Source organism: Reyranella sp. (genome assembly GCF_004296935.1).
Taxonomy (GTDB): Bacteria; Pseudomonadota; Alphaproteobacteria; order Reyranellales; family Reyranellaceae; genus Reyranella.
In genome coordinates, this window is the sequence record NZ_SCVH01000008.1 from 1 (window position 1) to 15,894 (window position 15,894).

General features: G+C 66.5%; 15 protein-coding genes. 10 read left to right on the forward strand and 5 right to left on the reverse strand.

The window, feature by feature from the left end; all coding sequences use genetic code 11:
- The 4 genes from EPO55_RS00775 to EPO55_RS00790 all read right to left on the reverse strand — a co-directional run.
- The coding region (locus EPO55_RS00775) for an AMP-binding protein (protein ID WP_296334470.1) at positions 1-613 on the reverse strand (613 nt) is incomplete at its 3' end.
- A 43-nt stretch (positions 614-656) separates the two neighbouring features.
- Complete coding sequence (locus EPO55_RS00780; RefSeq protein ID WP_296334471.1) at positions 657-1,943, reverse strand: TRAP transporter large permease; 1,287 nt, start codon at positions 1,941-1,943, stop codon at positions 657-659.
- The gene (locus EPO55_RS00785) at positions 1,925-2,446 is read right to left on the reverse strand and encodes a TRAP transporter small permease (protein WP_296334472.1); all 522 of its coding nucleotides are present in this window, start codon (positions 2,444-2,446) and stop codon (positions 1,925-1,927) included. The genes EPO55_RS00780 and EPO55_RS00785 overlap by 19 nt, the downstream gene beginning before the upstream one ends.
- A gap of 16 nt (positions 2,447-2,462) precedes the next feature.
- Positions 2,463-3,470 carry a TRAP transporter substrate-binding protein gene (locus EPO55_RS00790; protein WP_296334473.1) on the reverse strand — a complete coding sequence of 336 codons (1,008 nt, stop codon included), beginning with the start codon at positions 3,468-3,470 and terminating at the stop codon, positions 2,463-2,465.
- 250 nt (positions 3,471-3,720) lie between these two features.
- On the opposite strand from EPO55_RS00790, the gene EPO55_RS00795 reads away from it, so the two are divergent.
- The 6 genes from EPO55_RS00795 to clpS are packed head-to-tail and all read left to right on the forward strand — an operon-like array spanning position 3,721 to position 10,853.
- A complete protein-coding gene (locus EPO55_RS00795; protein ID WP_296334474.1) occupies positions 3,721-4,689 on the forward strand; it encodes a tripartite tricarboxylate transporter substrate binding protein in 969 nt (322 codons plus the stop codon).
- Positions 4,690-4,702: 13 nt separating this feature from the next.
- Positions 4,703-6,772, forward strand: a complete 2,070-nt coding sequence (locus EPO55_RS00800; protein WP_296334475.1) for a hydantoinase/oxoprolinase family protein — start codon at positions 4,703-4,705, stop codon at positions 6,770-6,772.
- Complete coding sequence (locus EPO55_RS00805) at positions 6,772-8,427, forward strand: hydantoinase B/oxoprolinase family protein (protein ID WP_296334476.1); 1,656 nt, start codon at positions 6,772-6,774, stop codon at positions 8,425-8,427. The genes EPO55_RS00800 and EPO55_RS00805 overlap by 1 nt, the downstream gene beginning before the upstream one ends.
- 28 nt (positions 8,428-8,455) lie before the next feature.
- Positions 8,456-9,052 carry a glutathione S-transferase N-terminal domain-containing protein gene (locus tag EPO55_RS00810; RefSeq protein WP_296334477.1) on the forward strand — a complete coding sequence of 199 codons (597 nt, stop codon included), beginning with the start codon at positions 8,456-8,458 and terminating at the stop codon, positions 9,050-9,052.
- A gap of 32 nt (positions 9,053-9,084) precedes the next feature.
- The gene (locus EPO55_RS00815; protein ID WP_296334478.1) at positions 9,085-10,524 is read left to right on the forward strand and encodes a 4-hydroxyphenylacetate 3-hydroxylase N-terminal domain-containing protein; all 1,440 of its coding nucleotides are present in this window, start codon (positions 9,085-9,087) and stop codon (positions 10,522-10,524) included.
- 23 nt (positions 10,525-10,547) lie between these two features.
- Positions 10,548-10,853 (forward strand): ATP-dependent Clp protease adapter ClpS, encoded by a 306-nt coding sequence (gene clpS, locus EPO55_RS00820; RefSeq protein ID WP_296334479.1) that lies wholly within the window; start codon positions 10,548-10,550, stop codon positions 10,851-10,853.
- A gap of 274 nt (positions 10,854-11,127) precedes the next feature.
- Here the strand turns inward: clpS and EPO55_RS00825 are convergent, their stop codons facing one another.
- Positions 11,128-11,553, reverse strand: a complete 426-nt coding sequence (locus EPO55_RS00825) for a heme-binding protein (RefSeq protein ID WP_296334480.1) — start codon at positions 11,551-11,553, stop codon at positions 11,128-11,130.
- 197 nt (positions 11,554-11,750) lie between these two features.
- Between EPO55_RS00825 and ykgO the strand changes: the two genes are divergently transcribed.
- The 4 genes from ykgO to EPO55_RS00845 all read left to right on the forward strand — a co-directional run.
- Positions 11,751-11,876: a type B 50S ribosomal protein L36 gene (ykgO, locus tag EPO55_RS00830; RefSeq protein WP_020695336.1), complete on the forward strand. Its 126-nt coding sequence runs from the start codon at positions 11,751-11,753 to the stop codon at positions 11,874-11,876.
- Positions 11,877-11,956: 80 nt separating this feature from the next.
- On the forward strand, positions 11,957-13,444 hold the full coding sequence (locus EPO55_RS00835; RefSeq protein WP_296334481.1) for an FAD-linked oxidase C-terminal domain-containing protein: 1,488 nt from the start codon (positions 11,957-11,959) through the stop codon (positions 13,442-13,444).
- Positions 13,445-13,594: 150 nt separating this feature from the next.
- Positions 13,595-14,764, forward strand: coding sequence for a glycolate oxidase subunit GlcE (gene glcE, locus EPO55_RS00840; protein ID WP_296334482.1), 1,170 nt, complete (start codon positions 13,595-13,597; stop codon positions 14,762-14,764).
- A 3-nt stretch (positions 14,765-14,767) separates the two neighbouring features.
- Positions 14,768-15,894 (forward strand): heterodisulfide reductase-related iron-sulfur binding cluster (locus EPO55_RS00845; protein ID WP_296334483.1); only part of this gene is annotated, 1,127 nt, incomplete at its 3' end.

A 15,894-nucleotide genomic window follows, 5' to 3' on the forward strand; every position in this document is an offset into this window, starting at 1 on the left:
GGCTTGCGATCGCGCCTTGGCGATGCAGCACGAACTTGGGAGCGCTGGTCGTGCCCGAGGTGGTGAAGATATTGCAGGGCGCGTTGGGCCGTGCGTTGTTGGCGGCGAGCGGTTGTCGCGACAGCAGGCGGTCGAATGGCACGCGCCGCAGCCGCTCGATGGCGGCGGGCACGGAGGCCGGTTCTTCGCCCACGACGACCAGCGCCGCGAGCTTGTCGAGGGCCGCCGGATCGATGTCCGCCAGGATCGAGAGGAAGTCGATGCGCCGGAAGCCCGGCGCGCAGACCAGCACCTTGGCGCCGGACCGGCCGACGATGTCGGCGACTTCGACGGCGCGATAGCGCGTGTTCACTGCTACCGCGATGGCACCCAGACGGACGCAGGCGAAATAGAAGACGGGATAGGCCGGCACGTTGGGCAGCCACAACGCTACGCGATCGCCCGGTGTTACACCGAGATCGGCGAGGCCCTGCGCCACGCGGCCGGCGGCATCGAGCAGTTCGGCGAAAGACATCGTGCGCCCGCTGTGGATGAGCGCCGGTGCGTCAGGTGTTTCTTCGGCGATGTCGGCGAGCAGTGTCCAGACGTCGGCGGCAGGGTGGCTGAGGGGCATGCGGCGCGGAGACTACCGCATGCGCCCGTCATCTCAAGCCTGTCTACTGGGTGAAGCCGAGCAGGCGCGGCAGGATGAGCACAAGGTCGGGCATGAAGGCGATCAGCAGGAGCGTCACGACGATCGCCGCCAGGAACGGCAGCAACGGTTTCACGAGTTGATCCATGGACAGTCCGCTGATCGCCATGCCGACGAACAGGCATAGTCCCACCGGCGGCGTAATATGGCCAATCGCCGAGGCGATGACGCAAACCATGCCGAAATGGATCGGGTGAACGCCGACCGCGGTCGCCACCGGCAGCAGCACAGGCACCGTGACGAGGATAATCTCCGACGGCGTCAGGAAAGTGCCAAGAATCAGATACAGGAAGATGACCAGGATGATGAAGACCCACCACGCCGGTGACATCGCCGCGATCGAGGCTGCAATCAGGAAGGGGAACTTCGAGTAGGTGAGCACCCAACCGAAGGCGCCGACGAAGCCGATGATCATCCCGATCACGCCGGACAGCCGCGCGCTGTCGGCGAAGATCTTGGGCAGTTCCCGAAGTGCGGGTTCCCGGTAGAAGATCGGCGGCACCACGAGCGCGTAGACGACCGCGACCGCAGCAGCCTCGGTCGGCGTGAACAGGCCGAAGATGATGCCGCCCATGATGATCGCAGGGATCATCAGGGCCGGAAGCGCGTTGCGCAGCGCGGCCCAGAACTGCGGCATGGTCGGCGCCGGCTCTCGGGGATAGTTGCGCTTGCGGGCGATGAAGAACACAGGAACCGCCATGCCGAGCCCGACCAGCAGGCCCGGAATGACTCCGGCGGCGAACATGGCTGCCACCGATTCGTCGGCCATCCAGGCGTAGATGACGGCAATGATCGAAGGGGGAATGATCGGCGCTACAACGGCGGTCGAGATGGTGAGCGCGGTCGCGAAATCCTTGTCGTAGCCCTTGCGGACCATCTGCGGGATCAGGAAGGTACCGAGAGCCGACACATCGGCCACCGCCGATCCGGAAATACCGCCGAAGAACATGCTGTCGAGCACGTTGACGTAGGCGAGGCCGCCGCGAAACCGGCCGACCAAAACGGTGGCGAGGTCGATCAGGACTCGCGCAACACCGCCGCGCGCGGCGATGTTGCCTGCCAGGATAAACAGCGGCGCCGACAGAAGGAGGTAGGAGTCCGACAGCAGCCCGACGAAGCGTGTCGGGATGATGATCGGGTTGAGTGTCGGATAGAACATTGCCGCTGTGAGGGCGCCAACGCCCATCGCAATGCTGATCGGCATGCCGATCAGGATGCAGATGACGAAGGCGATCAGGAGGGTTTCCGCCATAGCCCCCTCAGCGCGAAGTAAATGTTGCGAAGCATCGGCACGATGATCATCACCGATCCGACCGGAATGGCGGCGAACACCCAGTCCAGGGTCAGGCCGAGGCCGGCACTGGTCTGGAAGCCCGCATTTGGCACCAGCGTGAAACTCAGCCAGATGAGATAGGCGAACAGAGCGATGCCAAGGCCGTTGGTCAGGATCGAGAGCAGCGCCCGCCCGACCGGACCGAAGCGATTCACGAAATAGTCGAGTACCGTGTGCTCGTGGCGCCACATCGCCGCCGCCGCGCCGAACATGATCAGCCAGACGAAGAGGTAGCGCGGCACTTCCTCGAGGCCGTCGATGCCGGTGAGGCCGAGGTAGCGGAGCACCACTTGCAGAAAGACCGCCGCCGTCATGACGGCAAGGATCAATCCGCCGATGCCGGCGAGGCCGTCATAGAGTCGGGCGCCCATCGAGGGCGCGGATTGCGCGCCCTCGGGCTCCTGTTCGTCGGAAGTTGTCACGATGCCGGTCGCCGCGTCACTTTACGCTCTGGATGTACTCGACCATCGGCTTCGCCGCCTTGCCGGCCGGCGTGGCGTAGAACTCGGCGTAGACGCCTTCGGTCGCCTTGAGGAATGGCGCAGGGTCCGGCTTGGTGATCGTCACGCCCTTGGCCTTTACCTGTTCCTGGATGCCCTTGTCTTCTTCGAGGATGAACTTGCGATTGAAATCGCGTGAAAAGACCCAGGCATCGACGATCGCCTTCTGTCCGGCGGGGTCGAGCTTGGCCCACGCCGCCTTGGACATCACGAGAGCCACCGCCTGGTGCGTGTGACGGACGTCGGCGACGTACTTCACGATGTCGTAGAACTTGTTGTGATAGAAGGTGTTGATGCCGCCTTCGGCGAAGTCGATGACCTTGGTCTGCAGCGCGGTGGCCACTTCGGGGAAGGCGATCGGCGTCGAGATCATGCCCAGCGCCTTGAACGTGGCGACAAGGATCTTGTCCTCCTGGACGCGCACCTTCTTGCCCTTGATGTCGGCCAGGCCGTTGATGGCATTGTGGCCGTAGATGCCGCGATAGCCGGCGGCGAAGAAGCCGATCAGCTTGAGGCCTTTCTTGTCGAGGACGTCGGAGTAGAACTTGGTGAGCGTGTCGCTGCCGTCGAGCGCCTTGAAGAGGTGGGCGTAGTCGCGAAAGATGTAGGGCAGCTGGAACACCGACATCTCGGGGATCGCCGTCGACAGCGGCGCGGTCGTGATCGGGCCGAATTCGATGACGCCGAGCTGGATCTGCTGCACCACCTCTCGTTCGCCGCCAAGGGCGCCCGAGTGATGATGGGTGATCTTGACCTTGCCGCCGGAAAGTTCGGCGACCTTGTCGATGAATTGCTGCGCGGCCTGCGAGGTTCCGTGCTTGGGCGGATTGACGTTGCCCATGCTCAGGTCCTTGCCCTGGGCCTGGGCCACGCGGTCCGGTCCCAGCGCTGCGGCGAGCAGCAGGAGGCCGGCGGGCAACAAATGACGTAACTTTGATGTAGCCATGGCGATCCTCCCGGAAATGCCTTGCACTGGGTGGCGCTCGTTGGCGCCGCTCACGTCGACTTGGCCGCCTGCGCGGCGGCAATTTATCTGACAACTTCCGCAGCATGGCACGACGTTGGCGATCGCCGCTAGAGCAATCGCGTTGGCGAATGTTAGGGTGGTTGTGGGGAAGGTGATGCCCGTTGCCATGCTGGGGCACGGCACAGGGTTTGCTCTGGCAGCCTAGACCATAGCCGGGAAGGAATTGACCATGCTGCGTCGAAACTTGTTGGCCGCTCCGCTCGTTATTGCCGCCACGCCATCGCGCGCCCAGCAATGGGTGCCCAAGCAGCCGATCAGGATCCTGGTCGGCTATGCGCCCGGCGGTACCGCGGACATCACCGCCCGTCTGGCGGCCGACGCCATCATGCGGCTGCACGGCTATCCCGTTGTGGTCGACAACAAGACCGGCGCCGGCGGCTTCATCGCGCTGAAGCAGGTCGCGCAGTCGCCGCCTGACGGCTACACGGTCGGCATCGGCATCATGGGTCAGATTGCGGTCGGCGCTGTCGTGCCTGGCTCCAACATCCCGCTCGACCTCGACAAGGAACTGGTGCCGATCGCCAACCTCGTTGGCGTGCCGATGGCGCTGATCGTGCGCCCGAATGCGCCGTTCAAGACCATCCCCGAGCTGGTGGCCTACGCCAAAGCCAACCCCGGCAAACTGTCCTACGCATCGACCGGACTCGGCTCGACCAACCAGCTTGCCGCCGAGTTCCTCGGCTTCGAGTCGGGCGGTCTCAAGATGATCCACGTACCCTATCGCGGCGGCGCGCCCGCCATCGCCGACGTGGCGGCCGGCAACGTCGACATGTTCTTCGGCAACGTGTCGGAGCTGATGAGTCTCGCCAATGCCGGCAAGGTGCGGGTACTGGCCCTGGCCGCGACCAAGCCAACGCCGCTTGCGCCCGATCTGCCGCTGCTCACCAAGGACATTCCCGCGCTCAATATCAACAACTGGTTCGGCCTCTTCGGGCCCGCCGGGTTGCCGGCTGACATTTTGGCGGGTCTCAGCAAGCTCTTCATCGGTGCGATCGCCGATCCTTCCAACAAGGAAGCGCTCGCCAAGCAGGGTTTGGAATCACTGGGCCAGGACCCGGCCGCCTTCAAGGCCTACATCATCAAGGACCGCGAACGTTGGGCGAAGGTGGTCAAGCAGGGCAATATCAAAGCCGAATAGCAAAGGACCTTTAATGAGTGCGCCGCTGTCCCTCGGCATCGACATTGGGGGAACCTTTACCGACCTCGTCATCCACGATCCGCGCGACGGCCGCGCCATCATCTGGAAGGAGAGCACGACGCCCGATGATCCGGCGCGCGGCGCGCTCGAAGGCACGCGGCGCGTGCTCGAGAAAGCGGGCGTCCGGCCCGAGCAGGTCGGCCGTGTGGTTCACGCCACGACACTCTTCACCAACGCGCTGATCGAGCGGAAGGGAGCGAAGACCGGACTGCTGACCACGGCGGGCTTCGCCGACGTGCTGGAGATCGCGCGCGAGCGCAAGTACGAGCTCTACGACCTCTTCATCGAAATGCCCAACCCGCTGGTGCCGCGGCCGTGGCGCCGTGAAGCGAAGGAGCGGCTGGCGCCGGACGGCAGCGTCGAGATCGCGCTCGATGTCGAGGCGGCGTTGGCCGAGGTGGCGGACTTGGTGGGGCAGGGGGTCGAGAGCCTCGCCATCTGCTTCCTGCACAGTTATGCCAATCCGGCGCATGAGCGCGCCATTGCCGCCGCCGTGGCCGAGCGCTTCCAGAATCTGTCGATTTCTCTCTCCTCGGACATCGCGCCGGAGATCCGCGAGTACCAGCGCGCCAGCACGACGGTGGCCAATGCCTATATCCGGCCGCTGGCCGAGATCTATCTCGAGCGGCTGGAACAGGCATTGGCCAAGTCGGGCATTCCCGGCGGTCTCTTTCTGATGCTCTCCAACGGCGGGCTGACGCACGTGAGCGAGGCCAAGCGGGCGCCGGTGCAATTGCTGGAAAGCGGGCCGGCTGCCGGCGCCCTGGCCGGCGCCTGGTTTGGCCGCAATGCCGGCCTCGAGCGCGTGCTCGCGTTCGACATGGGGGGCACCACGGCGAAGCTGGCGCTGGTCGACGACGGCGAGCCGCTGGTCGCCTATGGCTTCGAGGCGGCGCGCGAGAAGCGGTTCCTGCGTGGTTCGGGTCTGCCGATCATGATCGCGACCGTCGAACTGATCGAGATCGGCGCGGGTGGCGGCTCCATCGCGCGCAAGAGCGACCTCGGCACGCTTCAGGTCGGTCCCGAGAGCAGCGGCGCGCAGCCTGGTCCCGCCTGCTACGGCCGCGGTGGTACGGAAGCCACCGTGACTGACGCCGACCTGGCGCTGGGCTATCTCAATGCCGATTTCTTCCTGGGCGGTGCCATGAAGATCGACCGTGCCGCGACAGAAGCAGCGCTGGGCAGTCTCGCCACGGCGCTCGGCGTCGAACGCGACCGTGCGGGTTTCGGCGTGCACGACGTGGTGAACGAGAACATGGCGGGCGCTGCACGCGTCGCCATCGCCGAGCGTGGACGCATTCCAGCCGAATACGCGCTGCTGGCGACCGGCGGCGCCGGGCCCGTTCACGCCTGGAACGTGGCCCGCAAGCTCGGAGTCACGCGCGTCGTCTGTCCGCCGGGAGCGGGGGCGGGCAGCACTATCGGCATGCTGATGGCACCGGCGCGCGTCGATCGCGTCGCCAGTTTCAGCGTCGCGCTGGCGGGCGCGGATTTTGACCAAGCCGAAGCGATCTTCGTCGCGCAGGAAAAGGAATCGCTCGAGGTGCTGCGCCCGACCGGCGCCGATGCCGCCGGCCGGGTCGTGCGACGGCTGGCCGACATGCGCTACATCGGCCAGGGCAGCGAGGTCACGGTGGCGATGCCCTCGCCGCTCACCGAGGCGGGTGTGCGCACCGCCTTCGAGGCTGCCTACAAGGCTCTGTTTGCGCGCACGCCGCCGGGTGCTGCGATCCAGTTCGTGGCGCTCAGGCTCTCGGTCAGCGCGCCGATGCCCGGCGCCGGCGGCAAGCTCGAATTGCCGCGTCATCCCCGGGCGCAGGCGTTGAAAGGCACGCGCGCGGTGTTCTTCGCCGATGCCGGCAAGATGCTGCCGACAAATGTCTATGACCGCTATGCGCTCGAGGCCGGCGTGATCGTGCAGGGTCCGGCGGTGTTCGAGGAAGACGAAAGCACTTTCATCGTTGGCCCCGGCGCCACCGCGCGCCTGCTGCCCGATGGGTCCATCCTGGCGGAGGTCGTCTGATGGCCAGTTCAAAAACTCCAAGGGCGTTTGACGCGATTGAACTGGAACTGCTGTGGCGGCGGCTGATCTCCCTGGTCGACGAGGCGGCGGCGGCGATGGTGCGCACCAGCTTCTCGACCCTGGTGCGGGAGAGCTACGACTTCTCCTGCGTCGTCACCGATGCCACGGGCCAGTCGCTGGTGCAGGCGAGCGAGAGCATCCCGAGTTTCATCGGCACCTTGCCGGAGACGGTGAAGCACTTCCTGCGTTTCTTTCCGCCCGACCAGCTGCAACCGGGCGACGTGCTGATCACCAACGACATCTGGTTGGGTACCGGCCATCTGCCCGACATCACCCTCGCCAAGCCGATCTTCCGCGGCGGCAAGCTGATCGCCTTCAGCGCCACCACGGCGCACGCGCCCGACATCGGTGGCAAGATCAGGAGCCCCGAACCGCGCGAGGTCTTCGAGGAAGGATTGCAGATCCCGCCGATGAAGATGATCGCCGCCGGCAGGACCGACGAGACGCTGGTCACCATCATCCGCAAGAACGTGCGCACGCCCGACCAGACGATGGGCGATCTCTGGGCCCAGGTCGTGGCGCTTGATCTGATGGAAGACCGGCTGCTGGTCCTGATGGAGAATTATGCCCTGCCCGATCTCACCGATCTTGCGCGGGAGATTCAAGGCCGCTGCGAGACGGCGATGCGCGCCGCCATCCGCGAACTGCCCGACGGCACCTACCACAGCGAGGTCAAGACCGACGGCATCATGGAGACGCCGATCACGCTGCACCTGAAACTCACCATCAAGGGCGACGAGATCGCCATGGATTTCGCCGGCACCGACGCCCAGGTCGATCGCGCCATCAACTGCGCGCTTTGCTACACCACGGCGATGGCGATGTACGGGGTCAAGGTCTGCACCAGCCCCAACCTGCCCAACAACGAAGGCGCCTTTAGGCCGATCAGCCTGAGCGCCCCGCCGGGCTGTATCGTCAATCCGCAGTTCCCCGCGCCGGGCGGCTCGCGCATGCTGATCGGCCACTACGTGCCGATGCTGGTGTTCGGCTGCCTGGGCCAGATCGTGCCGGAGCGCGTGATGGCGGCCTGCGGCTCGCCGATGTGGGGCATGAACCAGTCCGGCGTGCGGCCAAGTGGAGAGCCAGGGGGCGGCAAGCCCTACGCCAACATGTTCTTCTACAACGGCGGCATGGGTGGCAACACGCAGAGGGACGGCGTGACGTGCCTCTCATGGCCGTCCAACGTCTCCTCGACCTCGATCGAGATCAGCGAGCACATCGCGCCGCTGCGCTTCCATCACAAGAAGCTGCGACCCGATTCGGGCGGCCCCGGCCGCCATCGCGGCGGCCTCGGCCAGGAGATCCTGATCGAAAGCCGGAGTGAAACGCCGATTGCGGTGTCGTTCCTGGCCGAGCGCACGATCTTCCCGGCTTTCGGCATCGAGGGTGGCGGCGACGGCGCGCCGGGCGAGCTCCGGATCAACGGCGTCAGGACAGATCCCAAGAAGCAGTACGTGCTGAACAAGGGCGACACCGTCTCGCTCGGCACGCCGGGCGGCGGCGGCCATGGCGACCCCAGGACACGGGCCGACACGGCACTCGCGGCCGACGTCGCGGCGGGGTATGTGACGGATCGCACAGCCTATCGTGGATGACGAATTAACAAGACTCGAGGAAACGAAGATGAAGATCGCCCATTCCGCCGCTAGCCCCTACGTGCGCAAGGTCATGGCCTGCGCCATCGCCCGCGGCCTCAACGACAAGATCGAGCGCATGAAGATCGGCACGACCGATCCGGCGCTGCTGGCCTTCAATCCGCTCTCCAAGGTGCCGACGCTGATCACCGACGACGGCATGTCGCTCTACGACAGCCCGGTCATCTGCCAATACCTCGACAGCATCGGCACCGCGCCGAAGCTCTACCCCTCGCCGGGCCCGGCGCTGTGGACGGCGCTCCGCCAGGAGGCGCTGGCCGACGGCATCCTCGACGCCACCCAGCCGCGCCGCCGCGAGATCGCCCTGCCGCAGGACGAGGGCCGCAAGGCCTATATCGCGCTCCAGCAGGGCAAGGTCGCCCGTGCACTCGATGCGCTGGAGAAGGAGGCGGGCTCGCTCGGCATGCTGACGACCATCGGCGAGATCGCGATCGGCTGCGCCATCGGCTACCTGGAATTCCGCTATGCCAACGAGCCGTGGAAGCCGGGCCATCCCAAGCTCGAAGCCTGGTACGACAAGGTGTTGAAACTGCCGCCGCTCGCCGAGACCATGCCGGTCGGGTGATCAACATCGGGTAACGAACTCGGGGTGAACCAATGCCGGCACGGACAGGCAAGCAATTCCTGAGCGGCCTTCGCGGGCCGCGGGCGGTCTGGGTCGACGGCGAGCGGGTGACCGACGTCGTCGATCACCCCAAGCTCCGCGGCGCCGCCCACGCGCTGGCCGAGGTCTATGACCTCCAGCACAAGCACGCGGCGACCTGCCTGATACCCGATCCCGAGACCGGCGAGCCGATCGGCACGAGCCACATGATCCCGCGCTCGCGCGAGGACCTCGGGCGGCGCCACAAGGCGCTGCGCCAGGTCGCCGAATATTCGGTCGGGCTGATGGGGCGCACGCCCGACTACATGAACGTCACCTACGCGGGCTTCGCCGGCCGGCCCGACGAATGGGGCGCGAACGGCAACGAGGCGGGCGCGGAGCGACTGGTCGCCTACCAGAAATTCCTGCGCCGCGGCGACATCTCGCTCACCCACACCATCGTCCAGCCGACCGTCGACAAGGCGATGGGCGACGCGCCTCGCGCCGACAACGTCCATGCGCTCCGCAAGGTCGCCGACACCGAGCACGGCATCGTGGTCCGCGGTGCCCGCGTGCTGGCCACCCTGGCACCCTTCGCCGACGAGATCGCCGTCTATCCGGCGTTGCCGCTGCCTGAAGGCGCCGACGCCTATGCTCTGTCCTTCTGCGTGCCGATGAGCGCGCCGGGGCTGAAATTCCTCTGTCGCGACAGCATGTCGGCGCCCGACAACCGCTTCGACCATCCGCTGTCGGGTCGCTTCGACGAGCAGGACGCCTTCGTCATCTTCGATGACGTCGAGGTCCCGCGGGACCGCGTCTTCATCGATGCCAACCGTGCCGCCTACAACACGGTGATGACCACGAGCTGGCCGCCCAACATCCAGCACCAGACCATGATCCGGGCCTCGACCAAGCTCGACTTCGCCTGGGGACTGGCGTTGCGCATGGCCAGCGCGATCAACGCGGCCGATCCCGAGACCATGCGCATCATCGGCGAGATCTGGGCCTATTCCGAGTTCGCGCGATCGGCTGTGGCCACCGCCGAAGCCGAGGCGCGCGAGTGGCCGGGCGGCATGTGGACGCCCGCGGTGGCGCCGCTGCATGCGCTCCGCGCGATCCTGCCGATCTGGATGCCGCGAGTGAACGAGATCCTGCGCCTGATCGGCTCGCACAATCTGCTGGCCGCCCCGATGTCGGCCCAGCTCGCCGATCCCGAGCTCCGGCCGTTGATCGACCGCTACTTGCCCGGAGCCAAGGGCATGGCGGCCGAGGAACGTATCCGCATCTTCCGCCTCGCCTGGGACTTCGCCGGCAGCGCGCTCGCCAGCCGCAACGAGCAGTACGAGCGCTTCTATCTCGCCTCCTCGCCGCGCAACCTGGCGCGCCATCTGGCCTTCACCGACCGCAGCCGCGCCGACCGTCTGGTCGAGCGGTTCCTGAAGGAGCCATACTAGGAGAGAAGTGTCGGAGGGGCCCGATGAGCGACATCGACGTCAAGCCCGAGACCATCGCCAAGCCCAAGACCAAGCGGCCGCCGTTGCACAAGGTCATCCTGCTGAACGACGATTATACGCCGCGCGAGTTCGTCGTCGTTGTCCTGAAGGCAGTCTTCCACACCACCGAGGACCAGGCCTACGACATCATGCTGACGGCGCACCAGCGCGGCGCCTGCGTCGTCGCCGTCTTCACCCGCGAGATCGCCGAGACCAAGGCGACGGAAGCGACCGACCTCGGTCGCCGCGCCGGCCATCCGCTCACTTTTACGACAGAGCCTGAGGAGTAGAGGAATCTACTCTGCCCCCGCGAAGCGGGGGAAGTGCCCCCGCAGGGGGCGAAGGGGGTCATGCCCCCTCCGTCGCTGTAAGACAGCGACACCTCCCCCGCAGACGGGGGAGGAGAAGTGAGGTCAAAACACCTCATGCTGAGGAAGCGCGTAGCGCCGTCTCGAAGCATGGGTCACAACACCGGTGGTCCCACCAAAGGGCGGAGGTTACTCCGCCCGATCGAGACAGCGCTTCGCGCTTCCTCAGGGTGAGGTGGTTTTGCGTTGGCAGGCGTTAGCCCGCGACCAGACCTGCCGCGGCGATGCCCGCGATGCAGGCGGCCTCGTCCTCGTCGCCGGTACCGCCGCTCGCACCGGCGGCGCCCAGGATGTTGCCTTGGGCATCCTTGATCAGCACCGCGCCGGTCTGCGGCAGGAATTTGCCCTGCGCCGTGGCCGACAGCGCGCCGAAGAACTGCGGGTTCTCCTTGGCGCGTCCCAGCAGCACGCGGCTCGACGCGCCCATGCCGACGGCGGCCCAGGCCTTGCCGATGGCGATGTCGTTGCGGAACATGCTGGCGTCGTCCTCGCGCTGCAGCGATTTCACGTGGCCGGATGCGTCGAGCACGGCCACGGCCAGCGGCTTGATCTTCAGCCGGCGGGCATCGGCCAGGGCCGCTTCGACGATCTTGTTGGCCTGGGCCAGGGTGAGGGACGCCATGGTCATCTCCTTAAGTCTTTGAAAACATGGCCAAAGTCGTTCTTGTCGGCGAACTTGTCCAGCGCGCCGATTTTCCCCGGACCTTGCCGAAAAGGCGTGTAAATCAATGGGTTGACGGAACGCACTGCGATCCGTATTTTCCGCCCGCTTTTGGAATTTTCCCCGGCCCGGCCGGGGTTTTTTGTCGAGTAAGGACCATGAAGATCCGTCATTCGCTCAAGTCGGTGAAGGCCCGTCACAAGGACTGCCGCATCGTGCGCCGCAAGGGCCGCGTCTACGTCATCAACAAGACCAATCCGCGCTTCAAGGCTCGCCAGGGCTAAGGCTGCGGTTGGCGTTACTGTGATCAAGGCGGCGGAGCCCTCGGCTTCCGCCGCTTTTTTATTTGGCGTATGAGCGAAGCATGCAGATGCCGCCGCTCGATCCCGCCATTCTCGCCCGCCGGTCCGAGATCGTGGCAGCCCTTCGGGCGATCGTGCCCGGCGAGGGCGTGATCGACGATCTGGAGGGCATGCGCCCCTACGAATGCGATGCCCTCTCGGCCTACCGCCAGATGCCGCTGGTCGTGGTCCTGCCCGAGACCGTCAGCCAAGTCTCGACCATCCTGCGCTATTGCCAGGACAACAAGGTCAAGGTCGTACCGCGCGGCGCCGGCACCTCGCTGTCGGGCGGCTCGATGCCAGTGGGCGACGCCATCCTGCTGGGCCTTGCCAAGTTCAACCGCGTGCTGGAAATCGACTACGCCAACCGATGCGCCCGTGTGCAGCCCGGCGTCACCAATCTCGGCATCACCAAGGCGGTCGAGCACGAGGGCTTCTATTACGCGCCCGATCCCAGCTCGCAGATCGCCTGCTCGATCGGCGGCAACGTCGCGGAGAATTCCGGCGGCGTGCACTGTCTCAAGTACGGCCTTACCACCAACAATCTCCTGGGCATCGAGATGGTGCTGATGACGGGCGAGGTGGTTCGCCTGGGCGGCAAGCATCTCGACTCCGAGGGCTACGATCTTCTGGGCGTCATGACCGGCTCCGAGGGCCTGCTGGGTGTCGTCACGGAAGTGACGGTGCGCCTGCTGCGCAAGCCGACGACGGCACGCGCGGTGCTCCTTGGTTTCCCGACCGAAGCCGGCGCCGCCGATTGCGTCGCCGCCGTCATCGCCTCTGGCATCATCCCGGGCGGTATGGAGATGATGGACAAGGACGCGGTGAAGTGCGCCGAGGCCTATGTCGGCGCAGGCTACCCGCTCGATGCCGAGGGCCTGTTGATCGTCGAGCTCGACGGACCGCCGGTTGAAGTCGACTACCTGGTCGAGCGCGTGGCCGAGATCGCGCGCGGCCGCGGCGCCACCACGGTGCGCGTCAGCAACGACGAGCAGGAGCGGGTGCTGTTCTGGGCCGGTCGCAAGGCCGCGTTCCCCGCCGTCGGCCAGATCACGCCCGACTACATGTGCCTCGACGGCTCCGTGCCGCGTGGTCGCCTGGTCGAGGTGCTGGCCGAGATGCGCGAGATGTCGAAGAAGCATCGCCTGCGCGTGGTCAATGTCTTCCATGCCGGCGACGGCAACCTCCATCCGCTGATCCTGTTCGACGCCAACGACGCCGACGAGCTGCACCGCGCCGAGGAATTCGGCGCCGATATCCTCAGGCTCTGCGTGCGGGTGGGCGGCGTGCTGACCGGCGAGCACGGCGTCGGCATCGAGAAGCGCGACCTGATGGGCGTGCAGTTCACCGAGATCGACCTCGACCAGCAGATGCGCCTCAAGTGCGCGTTCGATCCCGATCACCTGCTCAATCCCGGCAAGGTCTTCCCCCAGCTCCGCCGCTGCGCCGAGCTCGGCCGCGTTGTGGTCCATCACAACAAGCTGCCCTTCCCCAACATCCCGCGGTTCTGACGTGCTTCGCAAAACAATCTCCTCCCCCGCTTGCGGGGGAGGTGCCCGAAGGGCGGAGGGGGTCATGTCTTCATCGGCGACGCCGAAGACCCCCTTCCGGCGCTGCGCGCCGACTTCCCCCGCTGCGCGGGGGCAGAGCATGGGCAGCGCATGACCTCAACGATCAAGCCGCGGTCGCCCGAGGAGCTGCGGCAGGCGGTGGAATGGGCGCTGAACGACGGCACGACGCTCGACGTGCGCGGGCAGGGCAGCAAGATCGCGCTGGGCAAGCCGATGGAGTGCGGCCAGGTGCTCGACCTTTCGGGCCTGAGCGGCATCGTCGACTACGCGCCCGAGGAACTGGTGGTCACCTTGCGCGCCGGCACGCCGATCAGCGACGTCGAGGCGCTGCTGGCGCAGCGCAACCAGATGCTGGCCTTCGAACCGCCCGATCTCGGCCCGCTGCTCGGCCGCGAAGCCGGGCAGGGGACGCTGGTCGGCGCCGTCATGGGCAATCTCGCCGGACCGCGGCGGCTCTCCGCCGGCGCGGCGCGCGATCACCTGCTGGGCTTCAGCGGCGTCAACGGCCGCGGCGAGATCTTCAAGTCGGGCGGCAAGGTGATGAAGAACGTCACCGGTTACGACCTCTCCAAATTGCTCGCGGGCTCCTGGGGTACGCTCGCCGTCCTCGACCAGGTGTCGGTAAAAGTGCTGCCGGCGCCCGATCAGACGCGCACGCTGCTGCTGATGGGCCTCGACGACGCGGCGGCGGTGACGGCGATGTGTGCGGCCTTGGGCAGCCCGCACGACATCTCGGGCGCGGCGCATCTGCCGGGGAAGACGGCGCTCCGCATCGAAGGCGTGGCGCCCTCGGTCGAGGCGCGGCTGAGGGCATTGCGGGAGCTGTTGGCCGACAGCGGCGCCAGGATGGAAGAACTCGGCACGCTCGAAAGCCGCGTCTTCTGGCGCGAGGTGCGGGACGTGGCGCCGCTCAAGGCCGCGCCCGACACCATCGTCTGGAAGATTTCCTGTCCGCCGACCGAGGGCCCCGCCATCGTGGCGCGCATCAAGGCGCAGCGCCCGGCTGCGGAAGCGTTCTATGACTGGTCGGGCGGTCTCATCTGGCTGGCGCTTCCGGCCAGCACCGATGCCGATCATACGATCGTCCGTGGCGCCATCGGCGCCAAGGGCGGCCATGCGACTCTGATCCGCGCCTCTCAGCAAGTGCGCGCCGCCGTGCCGGTGTTCCAGCCGCAGCCGGCAGCCCTCGCAGCCCTCGCGGCACGCGTAAAAGAGAGCTTCGATCCCAAACGCCTCTTCAATCCGGGACGGATGGGCTAGGCGATGCAAACCCACTTCACCCTGGCGCAGCTCGCCGATCCCGAGACCGCGCGCAGCAACGACATCCTGCGCAAGTGCGTGCATTGCGGATTCTGTACAGCGACTTGTCCCACCTTCGTGCTGCTGGGCGACGAGCGCGATAGCCCGCGCGGCCGCATCTACCTCATCAAGTCGATGATCGAGGACGATCGCGCGCCGACGGCACAGGAGGTACGCCACATCGACCGTTGCCTGTCGTGCCTGTCCTGCATGACGACCTGCCCCTCGGGCGTGAATTACATGCATCTGGTCGATCACGGCCGGCATCACATCGAAGAGACGTTCACTCGTTCATTGCCCGATCGCCTCATGCGCGGCCTGCTGGCATTTCTGATGCCGCGTCCAACAGTCTTCAGATGGGCCATGGTGCTGGGCCGGCTCGCCAAGCCCCTGGCGCCGATGTTGCCGGCAACCAGTTCCGATCCCGGCGGCGCCACCTTCCTGCGCCGGCTGCGCGCCATGCTCGAGGCCGTGCCGGACAGGGTGCCGACGCCATCGCCGGTCGACCGGCCACAGGTCTTTCCGGCGGTCGGGCTGCAGCGCAAGCGCGTGGCGCTGATGCCGGGCTGCGGCCAGCAGGTGCTGGCGCCCGAGGTGAACGAGGCCACGGTGCGGCTGCTGACGCGGCTCGACATCGAGGTCGTGAACGTGGCGGGCTCGGGTTGCTGCGGCTCCTCGGTGCTGCATGTCGGCGAGAACGAGCAGGCGATCGAACTCGCCAAGCGCAACATCACCGCCTGGCTGCGCGAGATCGACGGCGCCGGCCTCGACGCCATCGTGATCAATGCTTCGGGCTGCGGCACGACGGTGAAGGACTACGGCCACATGCTGGTCGACGATCCGGTCTGGCATGAAAAGGCGAAGCAGGTGGCGGCGCTGGCCAAGGACGTGACCGAGATCGTGGCCGAGGTCGGCCTCAGCAACGTGACGCCGCGGCCGCTCGCCGTCGCCTACCATTCGGCCTGCTCGATGCAGCACGGCCAGAAGATCGACGCGCTGCCGAAGAAGCTGCTGCGCGACGCGGGCTTCGTCGTGAAGGACGTGCCCGAGGGCCATCTCTGCTGCGGCTGGGCCGGCACCTACCAGGTGCT